At 71.7% G+C, this 8945-nt stretch carries 9 protein-coding genes, 1 tRNA gene and 1 pseudogene; 8 read left to right on the top strand and 3 right to left on the bottom strand.

What is annotated here, in order from left to right; genetic code table 11:
* The 8 genes from ETO60_RS11035 to ETO60_RS11070 all read left to right on the top strand — a co-directional run.
* On the top strand, positions 1 to 512 hold a 512-nt coding region (locus ETO60_RS11035; protein ID WP_130005690.1), incomplete at its 5' end, for an SPOR domain-containing protein.
* 138 nt (positions 513 to 650) lie between these two features.
* Positions 651 to 1151 carry a type III secretion system chaperone family protein gene (locus tag ETO60_RS11040; protein WP_130005704.1) on the top strand — a complete coding sequence of 167 codons (501 nt, stop codon included), beginning with the start codon at positions 651 to 653 and terminating at the stop codon, positions 1149 to 1151.
* Positions 1132 to 1998: a pyrroline-5-carboxylate reductase family protein gene (locus tag ETO60_RS11045; protein ID WP_234026464.1), complete on the top strand. Its 867-nt coding sequence runs from the start codon at positions 1132 to 1134 to the stop codon at positions 1996 to 1998. Before ETO60_RS11040 ends, ETO60_RS11045 begins: the two co-directional genes overlap by 20 nt.
* Positions 1999 to 2078: 80 nt before the next feature.
* The gene (locus ETO60_RS11050) at positions 2079 to 2822 is read left to right on the top strand and encodes a Bax inhibitor-1/YccA family protein (protein ID WP_130005692.1); all 744 of its coding nucleotides are present in this window, start codon (positions 2079 to 2081) and stop codon (positions 2820 to 2822) included.
* Between the two features lie 234 nt (positions 2823 to 3056).
* Positions 3057 to 3842, top strand: coding sequence for a hypothetical protein (locus tag ETO60_RS11055; protein ID WP_130005694.1), 786 nt, complete (start codon positions 3057 to 3059; stop codon positions 3840 to 3842).
* Positions 3843 to 3913: 71 nt separating this feature from the next.
* Positions 3914 to 3989 (top strand) — tRNA-Ala (locus ETO60_RS11060).
* A gap of 74 nt (positions 3990 to 4063) precedes the next feature.
* On the top strand, positions 4064 to 5131 hold the full coding sequence (obgE, locus tag ETO60_RS11065; protein WP_130005696.1) for a GTPase ObgE: 1068 nt from the start codon (positions 4064 to 4066) through the stop codon (positions 5129 to 5131).
* Between the two features lie 11 nt (positions 5132 to 5142).
* Positions 5143 to 6057, top strand: a complete 915-nt coding sequence (locus ETO60_RS11070; RefSeq protein WP_130005698.1) for an NAD-dependent epimerase/dehydratase family protein — start codon at positions 5143 to 5145, stop codon at positions 6055 to 6057.
* A 24-nt stretch (positions 6058 to 6081) separates the two neighbouring features.
* Here ETO60_RS11070 and metC read toward each other — a convergent pair whose 3' ends face one another.
* The 3 genes and pseudogenes from metC to ETO60_RS11085 all read right to left on the bottom strand — a co-directional run.
* A complete protein-coding gene (gene metC / locus ETO60_RS11075; RefSeq protein ID WP_234026465.1) occupies positions 6082 to 7248 on the bottom strand; it encodes a cystathionine beta-lyase in 1167 nt (388 codons plus the stop codon).
* A complete protein-coding gene (locus ETO60_RS11080) occupies positions 7245 to 8105 on the bottom strand; it encodes a sulfurtransferase (protein WP_130005700.1) in 861 nt (286 codons plus the stop codon). Before ETO60_RS11080 ends, metC begins: the two co-directional genes overlap by 4 nt.
* 29 nt (positions 8106 to 8134) lie before the next feature.
* Positions 8135 to 8945, bottom strand: a pseudogene (locus ETO60_RS11085) (hypothetical protein); the annotation flags it as partial.

The following is an 8945-nucleotide window of genomic DNA, read 5'->3' on the forward strand; positions in this document are numbered from 1 at the left end:
AGCGCACGGAGCCGCCGGCGCCGTCCCCGACGCGCTCTGCCGCGCGTGCACCGGCCGAACGCACGCCCGCCTCGGCTCCGAGCCGAAACGCAGCCGATACGGCGGCCGCGCGAAGCGGGAGCAATGCTGCGCCTGCAACGCGCAACGGCGCAGCGGCTCCCGCTGCGGCCGCTGCCCGTCCGGCGTTCGGCCGGAACGCGCGCGAAGGGGCGGGCGGAACGGCTGCGGCGGCCCGTCCGGCGCACCCGGCGCGGTTCTGGGTGCAGGTGGCGGCCGGCAGCAATGCCGACGCGTTCGCCTTCGACTGGCGCCGCCTGACCCGCGCGCACGCGGATGTCCTGCGGGGACGCACGCCGCATGTCGCGGCGGCGGGGCGCCGTCACCGGCTGGTGATCGGGCCCTTCGCCTCGGCCAAGGCGGCCGACGAGGCGGTCGCGAAGATGCGCGCCGCCGGCATGGACGTGCTGCGCTTTGACAGCGCCGCCGGCGAGGAGGTCGTCGCGCTCGACTGACCCGCAGGCGGCGGGATGTTTTGCACCGCCTGTCCACAGCGTTGCGCGCTTCTCCCCAGCCGCGTTTCCTCTTCCCCTTGTGAGCCGCGCGGCGGTCGGAGAGAGGGAGGCAGGCACGGTGGAGTAGCTTCCTTGGACATGGACACGGCGGAGACGCTCAGGATCGACGGCAGCAGCCCGCTGCTGCTGATGGCGGCGCTGTTCGAAGCGCGCGGCTGGCAGTGCCGGCTGGACGGCGCGGAGGAGATGGCGGGCGAGGTGCAGGCCGCCTGGGGGCGGTATGTCCTGCGGTTCATCCGCCGGGCGGGCGACCACGTCCTTCAGGGCATCTGCCAGCCCGGGATCACCGTGCCCATGGAACGGGCGGAGGCGATCGCGCGGCTGGTGGCGCTGGCCAACGAGCGAGTCTGGTTCGGCCACTTCGAGTTCTGGTCGCGAAGCGGCGTGCTGGCCTACCGGTCGTCGGTGCTGCTGAGCGACGAGGGCGAGATCACCCTGGCGCAGGCGCAGCGTGTCACCGAAACGGCCATCGAGGAGTGCGACCGCTTCTTTCCGGCCTTCCAATTCGCCCTGTGGAGCGAGAAATCGCCCGAAGAGGCGCTCGCCGCAGCGATGATCGATGCCGCCGGCGCCGCCTGATCTGCCGCCGGGATTTCCCGGCGCGGCCGGTCCCATGCTGGTCGTCGGCTACGGTGTCATGGCGCAGGCCATGGTGGCCGGCTGGCTGCGCGCGGGCGTTCCGGCCGGAGCGCTGCGCCTGTTCAATCCGCGGCCCAAGCCGGCACCCGAAGGCGTCTCGCTGTCCACCAGCCTGCCGAAGGGGCCGCAACGCTGGCTGCTGCTCGCCTGCAAGCCGCAGCACCTGCCGGACGTTGCGGCCTTGCTGCGGCCTTGCATCGGACCCCGCACGGTGGTGCTGTCCGTGCTGGCCGGCGTCGACCTCGACGCGCTGAAGACCGCCACACCGGGAGCGGCCGGCTGGGTGCGGATGATGCCGAACCTCGCGGCGGCGCTGGGCGCGTCGCCGGTCGCGCTCGCCTCCTCGCCGCTCTCCCCGGCCGACGGGGCCGTGGTGGATCGGCTGGCCTCCATGCTCGGTTCTGCGGTGTGGCTCGACGGGGAAGATCGGTTCGACCTCGTGACCGCCCTCGCCGGATCGGGTCCGGGGCTGGTGTTCGCGATCATGGCGGCTCTTGCGGACGCGGCCGAAGCGAACGGGCTGGAGCGGGCGGTGGCCGACAGGCTCACTCGCGACATGGTCGTGGGCGCGGCCGCGCTGGCGGCGCGATCCGAAGATGCCTTGCCCCTGCTGGCGGCGCGGGTTGCCAGCAAGGGCGGCATGACCCAGGCCGGTCTGGACGTGCTGGAGGCGCGTGGCCTTGCCGAAACGATCCGCGAGGCGCTCACCGCGATTCGCGACAGCGGGGCGCAGCTGCGCCGCGCCGCCGCCGGCGATCAAGGGCGCGCCCCTGCCGGTTTTGCTTGAAACGGGACCAATTTGTTCTGATATTCGTTCCCAGACACGCGCCTGGATGTGCCAGCGCGTCCAGAGGAGTTGAACACGCAATGGCAAACTGGAATGACCCCCCGCGGACACCGACCGGACTGGGAGCGTCATCCGCATTCCAGGGCCGTACCGACCGGGCCGTCGTCTATGACGAAGGACTGCGGTCGTACATGCTGTCCATCTACAACTACATGGCCTCGGGCGTTCTGCTGACGGGTATCGTCGCTCTGCTGACGTTCCAGTCGGGGCTGGCGCTGTCGTTCGCCAGCGGGCCGCTGATGTGGCTGGTCGCCCTCTCGCCGCTGGCGATTGTCTTCGCGATGAGCTTCGGCATGAACCGCTTCAGCAGCGCCTCGCTTCAGGCGATGTTCTGGACCTTTGCCGTGCTGATGGGGCTGAGCCTGTCGACCCTGTTCCTGCGGTTCACCGGCGAGTCCATCGCTCTGACCTTCTTTGCCACGGCGGGTGCCTTTGCGGGCCTCAGCCTGTGGGGGTACACCACCAAGAAGGATCTGTCGGGCTTCGGCACCTTCCTGATCATGGGCGTGGTCGGCCTGCTGGTGGCCATGCTGCTCAACATGTTCCTGCAGTCGGGCGGCCTTGCCCTCGCGATCAGCGCGATCGGCGTGCTGATCTTTGCCGGGCTGACCGCGTATGACACGCAGCGGCTGAAGAACGCCTATCAGTATCTTCAGGGCAGCGAGATGCGCGGCAAGGTCGTCATCATGGGTGCGCTCAGCCTGTATCTCGACTTCATCAACATGTTCACCTTCCTGCTTCAGTTCCTGGGGCAGCGCGAATAACCGCTCACGGCAGCGGGTCGCACCAGGCCCGGGGCGCCTCGCGGCGCTCCGGGCTTTTTGCATGCGCCGTCGGCGTGCAACTTCCTGTGCCAGGCTTGCGGCGCGGTCGGGGCAGGACCGTCAACGGCTGGCCGCAAATGCTGTTTTCACAGGCAAACACCAGCGGTAGACCTGTGGACAGGCCGGCTCGGGTGAGATGATGGCTGGCACGGGACGGAAGGAGTTGGGACGACCATGACAGCACAGACCGCAAAACGCACCGGGCTGGCGAAGTCGGCGCGGCGGCTGGGTGCCGGGGCCGTGCTGCTGCTGGCCGCGGGCTGTGCCCAGCGGGCCGCGCCGCCGCCGGCTCCGGTGGCGCCGCCGCCGGTGACGACGCAGTTCGTGGTGCCGCCTCGCCCGCTGCCGCCTCCGGGCGCGCCGGAAGGGCTCGTGCTGCCGCCACGTCTGGCCGACGGGGTGCGTCAGACCGTCAACACGCAGATCACGCCCTCGCAGACGATCTGGAACCTGCGTTCGGCGCTGAATGTCGCGGCGCTGAACTGCGTGACGCCCGAGTACGAGCCGCTGGTCGGCAATTACCAGACCTTCCTGACCCGGTTCCGCACGCCGCTCAGCACGGCGAACCGCTCCATCACCCGCGAGTTTGCGGAGCGCTATGGCCGCGCGGGCCGGGCGAGCGAGGACGCCTACATCACCAAGGTCTACAACTACTTCGCCACGCCCGCCGTGCACGACGAGTTCTGCGCCAGCGCGCTCGCCCTGAGCGCGCAGGCCGCCACCGTGCCGCCGGCAGAGCTGGGGGCGTTCGCCGCGACGGCGCTGCCGACGATCGAGGCCATCTTCGAGGGGTTCTTCAACCGCTACGAGCAGTATCAGCGCGATCTGAGCGAGTGGGAGCGGGCCTACGGCGCCACCGTGCCGGTGGACCCCTACGAGCTTCAGCAGGCGGTTCTGGCCGCGCAGGCGTCGCCCGCCGTGCCGCAGCCCCTGCCCACCGCCGGGCCGGTGCTGCGCTGACGTCCGGCGCACTTCCGCTGCTTTTGCCCCTTTTCGCGGCCGCAACTCGCCGCTAAGGGGCATGGCGCAGAGGGGCCGTAGCTCAGTTGGTAGAGCGCGTCGTTCGCAATGACGAGGTCAGGGGTTCGATTCCCCTCGGCTCCACCACCGCCTCGCGGTGGCTGCAGGTCTGATCCGCGCCGTGGCTGGCGCAATCGCGGCGGGGCGCCTATCTGGCCCCCATGCATTTTCTTGACCAGGCGAAGATCTTCCTCAAGTCGGGCGCTGGCGGCCCCGGCGCCGTCAGCTTCCGCCGCGAAAAGTTCGTGGAGTTCGGCGGGCCGGACGGCGGCAATGGGGGGCGCGGCGGCGACATCGTATTCGAGGCGGTGGCCGGGCTGAACACGCTGATCGATTTTCGGTACACGCAGCATTTCAAGGCCGCGCGCGGCGGGCACGGCATGGGGCGCGACCGCACCGGCGCCAACGCCCGGCCGCTGGTGATCAAGGTGCCGGTCGGAACCCAGATCCTGTCGGAGGATCGCGAGCACCTGCTGGCCGATTTCACCCGTCCCGGACAGCGCGTCGTGCTGCTGGAAGGCGGCATGGGCGGCCGGGGCAATGCCAGCTACAAGACCTCGACCAACCGCGCTCCGCGCCAGCATCAGCCGGGGATGCCGGCCCAGGAGATGTGGGTGTGGCTGCGGCTGAAGCTGCTGGCGGATGTCGGGCTCGTCGGCTTGCCGAACGCGGGCAAGTCGACCTTCATCAACCAGATCTCGAATGCGCGCTCGAAGGTCGGCGACTACGCCTTCACGACCCTCGTGCCCCGGCTTGGTGTCGTCCGGCACCGCGAGCGCGAATTCGTGGTGGCGGACATCCCCGGCCTCATCGAAGGCGCGGCGGAAGGGGCAGGAGTGGGCGACAGGTTTCTCGGCCACATCGAGCGGTGCCGTGTCCTCATTCACCTCATCGACATCGCCGGCGCCGATCCCGCCGACGCCATGCGCACGGTGGAACAGGAACTGGCCGCCTATGGCGCCGATCTCGACGCCAAGCCGCGGCTGGTGGCGCTGAACAAGGTCGACCTTGCGGACGACGAACTGAACGAGGCCTTTGCCCGCGAGCTGCGCGGAGCCGGAGCGCGCGAGGTGTTCTTCGTCTCGGGCGCAACCGGCGAGGGCGTTGATGCGCTGCTCGACGCGGTGCTGCGGTATCTGCCCGCGCCCGCGGAAGGCGCGGAATGCGCGGAGGCGGACGCAGAGGGCGCGGAGAGGGCGGGCGGGCCGGTGGCCTGGTCGCCGCTTTGACGGGCAGGTCGATGCGCATCGCGCTGACGGGCGCGACCGGCTTCGTCGGCGGCGCTGTGCTGGAGACGCTCCTGGGGAAGGGGATCGGTGTCACGGCGCTCGCCCGCCGGCCCCCGCCTGAACCGGCGCCGCCGGGCGTGCGGTTCGTCGCCGGCAACCTCGCCAGCAGCGCGGCGCTGGACCGGCTTGTTGCCGATGCCGACGCGGTCATCCACGTCGCCGGCCTCGTCCGCACGCTCGACCCGGCGGCTTTCAAGGCCGTCAATGTCGACGGAACCCGCGCGCTCGCGGAGACCGCCACGCGGCACGGTGTCCGGCGCATGGTGTTCGTGTCGTCCCTCGCCGCGCGCGAGCCGCAGCTGTCGCGCTATGGCGCGTCGAAGCGGCAGGCCGAGGAGGTTGTCCGCAGCAGCGGACTGCACTGGACAATCGTGCGCCCCCCGGCGGTCTACGGGCCGCGCGACGCAGAAATGCTGGAGCTGTTCCGGCTGGCGGCGCGGTTCGGCGTCGTGCCCGTGCCGCCGGCGGGACGCGCCTCGCTCATCCATGTCGGCGATCTCGCCCGTCTGCTCGTCGCGCTGGTTGGCGCGGCGCCCGATCCTGCCATGATGGAGCCGGACGACGGCACGGCCGGCGGGCACACGCATGGCGCGCTGGCGCGCATGATCGGGCGGGCGGTGGGCCGCCGGCGGGTGTTCGCCCCGGCCGTGCCGGCTGTTGCCCTGCGCCTCGCGGCCGGGATCGACGAACGGGTGCGTGGACAGGCGGCTCGGCTGACCGGCGACCGGGCCCGGTACATGGCGCATCCGGACTGGGTGGCGGATCCGGCGGCCCGCCCGCCACGGGCCTTGTGGCAGCCGCGCATCGGGGCGGAGGAGGGACTCGCCGCCACCGCGCGCTGGTATTGGGACGCCGGCTGGCTCTGAGGCGACTGCGCCGAAAGGTGAGGATCAGGCGCGCAGGCGGCTGAACGCCTGATCGAGATCGGCCAGCAGATCGTCCGTGTCCTCGAGCCCGACCGACAGCCGGACCATCGGCGCGGCGGCACCGGGCGGATCAATCGGCAGCGCCAGGCTCTCGAACCCGCCCCAGCTGTAGCCGATGCCGAAGCGGCGCAGCGCATCCACGAAGCTGTCCCGCTCGCGCGAAGTGCCCCGCAGCGCGAAGGCGAACAGCCCGCACCCGCCGGCAAAGTCGCGCCGCCACAGCGCATGGCCAGGGTCGCCGGGCAGCAGCGGACAGCGCACCTCCGCCACCTCCGACCGACCGGACAGCCAGCCGGCGACGCGCACGGCGCTGTCCTGCTGGCGCGCCAGCCGCAGCGGCAGGGTACGCAGCCCCCGGAGCACCAGCGCGGCATCGTCCGGCGACACGACGTGGCCGAGCAGGCGCGCCATGTGCCGCAGCCGCTCATGCCATTCCGGACCGGCGGTGCAGGCACCCATCAGCACGTCCGAATGACCGCCGGCGTGCTTGGTCAGCGCGGTAACGGCGATGTCACAGCCGCGGGTCAGCGCGGGAAATCCGAGGCTTGTCGCCCAGGTGTTGTCGATCAGGACGGCGGCTCCCTGCGCCCGGGCGATCGCCGCAAGGGCGGGCACGTCCGTCACTTCGAAGGTGAGGCTGCCCGGGCTCTCCAGCATGATCGCCGCGGCGCCCTCGCGGCACAGCCGGCTGAACGCCGCATGGTCGAGGGGGTCGAATGTGCGCACTCGGACACCAAATTGTGCAAGCACGTCTGCGGCGAACGCGCGGGTCGGCCCGTAGACGTTGCGGGTCAGGAGCAGCGTGTCGCCGGGATGCAGGACGGTCAGCAGCGCGCCCGTGACCGCCGCCAGTCCCGACGGGTAGAGCACGGCTCCTGCAGCCCCCGGCTCCAGTTCGGTCAGCGCGGTCTCCAGCGCCCAGTGCGTCGGTCCGCCCTGCCTTCCGTAGAAGAACCTGTGCCCGTCGGCATCATCGGGCCGCGCCGCCCGCAGGGATGCGCAGTCGGGGAAGAGGTGCGTGCTCGCGCGCCAGAGGGGCGGATTGACCGTCCGCTGCGCCCATTCACCCGCCCGTCCGGCGGTCACGGCCCGTGTCACCGGGCCGCACGTGTCGGCAACCGGACCCGTCACGCCGCTGCGGCTCCGGCCGCCTTGGGCGTGTCGGGATCGGCTCCCCACTCCAGCCAGCTCCCATCGTACAGCGCAATCTGGCGCGCCCCGAGCAGATGCGCTGCGAACAGGACGACGCAGGCCGTCACGCCGCTGCCGCAACTGCCCACGATCGGTTGCTCAAGATCGACACCCGCCTCGGCGAAGACTTGTCGCAGCCGCGCCGGCGGCAGGAACCGTCCCTTCTTGTCGAGAAGGTTCGCATAGGGCAGGTTGAGGGCGCCGGGAATGTGGCCGCCCGGCAGACCGTGCACCGCGTCGGCGGACGCCCCGGAGAAGCGTGCCGGATCGCGCGCGTCCACGATCTGCTCGCGGCGTGTCGCGACCATGTCCAGCACCTCCCGCTTGTCCCGCAACCGGGCCGCGTCGCGCGCGGGCAAGGGCAGGGTCGAGGAGACGCTGTCCCGCGGGGACGGCGGACCGGTTTCGAGCGGCAGACCGGCCCGGCGCCAGGCGTCCAGCCCGCCGTCGAGCAGCCGCACGTCCCGCCAGCCGTAAAGGGTGAAGATGAACCATGCCCGTGCCGCGCTGCGCAAGGCGCTGTCGTCATAGAGGAGCACGGGCATGTCCGGCCGCAGACCGAGGGCTGCGACCGCCGCGGCAAACTGCGCCGCCGACGGCACGGCGGCGGGCGCGTCCGCGTCCGGATCGGTCAGGCTGGCAAGATCGAGGAACCGGGCGTCCGGCAGACGGGCGCGCGCGAAGTCCTCCCGCGCGTTTCGCCCGGCACTTGGCAGATGCAGGCTCGCGTCGACGGGCACCGCAGGCATCGCTCCGCCGGAAGCGCAGAACCGTTCCGCATCCACCAGGGTGTCCATGGCCGGGAGCGGTAGCGCGGCGGGCGCCGCTAGTCGAGGGCGCGCTGCGCGATCGGCTGGTAGCTGCGCGGTGGCTCGTCGAGGCGGAAGGGCTGCAGCCGCCCGGTGAGGCCGGTGCCAGGCTGCCCCACGACGAAGGTGCGGGCGAGCGGGTCCAGTCCCGGCCCGGACACCACCAGCCGCAGGAGAGGCACGAACAGCGCCGCGGAACCCTGCCGGATCGGAGTGATGGCATGGACCGGCAGCACCAGCGTGCCGTCGAGCGACAGCGCCTGACCCGGTGCGAGCCGGTCCACCGTGTGCAGCAGCGGCAGCCGCGCCTCGGCAGACGCGATCTGGTTCTCGAGCGGCTGCGACCCGTGGGCGCCCACCAGCTCGCCGGTCACCGCCAGCTCCCGCGCGGGCGCGGCGCCGCGGTTGCGGACGGTGATCCGGTAGGCAAGCGTCGCGTTCATGAAGCTGCGAGTCAGCTTCATCGCCACCAGTTCGACCGCGAGCTGCGGGGCAGGTCCGGACCCGTCGCGTCCGGTCAAACCCGATGCGGCGCTGTCGTCGTTCGCCGCCACCGGCAGCTGCGGCTTCTGGATGACGGGGACGCGCACCGGCCGCGCCTCCTGCCGCCGGCGTCGCCACCACCAGCCTGCCGCCGCCAGCGGCAGGAGGGCAAGGAGCCAGAGCCACGGCAGGCCCGTCAGCCGGTTGCCGTCACCAATCCCGACCTGCGGCGGCAAGGAGGCGCTGGTGGTGGCGAGGGGCGGCGCGGGCGCGGGTGCGGGTGCGCCGGACGCGGGAGGAGCGCGGTCCGCCGCTGGCGCGGGCGCGGTAAGCGGCGGCGCCGCG

It is taken from the genome of Qipengyuania thermophila (assembly GCF_004153605.1).
GTDB classification, from domain to species: Bacteria; Pseudomonadota; Alphaproteobacteria; order Sphingomonadales; family Sphingomonadaceae; genus Qipengyuania_B; species Qipengyuania_B thermophila.

Excerpts from the sequence above, each read along its gene's own strand:
- ETO60_RS11045 (WP_234026464.1), top strand. The coding sequence starts at position 1,132 with ATGCCGCCGGCGCCGCCTGATCTGCCGCCGGGATTTCCCGGCGCGGCC.
- obgE (WP_130005696.1), top strand. The coding sequence starts at position 4,064 with ATGCATTTTCTTGACCAGGCGAAGATCTTCCTCAAGTCGGGCGCTGGC.
- ETO60_RS11050 (WP_130005692.1), top strand. The coding sequence starts at position 2,079 with ATGGCAAACTGGAATGACCCCCCGCGGACACCGACCGGACTGGGAGCG.
- ETO60_RS11055 (WP_130005694.1), top strand. The coding sequence starts at position 3,057 with ATGACAGCACAGACCGCAAAACGCACCGGGCTGGCGAAGTCGGCGCGG.
- ETO60_RS11070 (WP_130005698.1), top strand. The coding sequence starts at position 5,143 with ATGCGCATCGCGCTGACGGGCGCGACCGGCTTCGTCGGCGGCGCTGTG.
- ETO60_RS11040 (WP_130005704.1), top strand. The coding sequence starts at position 651 with ATGGACACGGCGGAGACGCTCAGGATCGACGGCAGCAGCCCGCTGCTG.
- ETO60_RS11080 (WP_130005700.1), bottom strand. The coding sequence starts at position 8,105 with ATGGACACCCTGGTGGATGCGGAACGGTTCTGCGCTTCCGGCGGAGCG.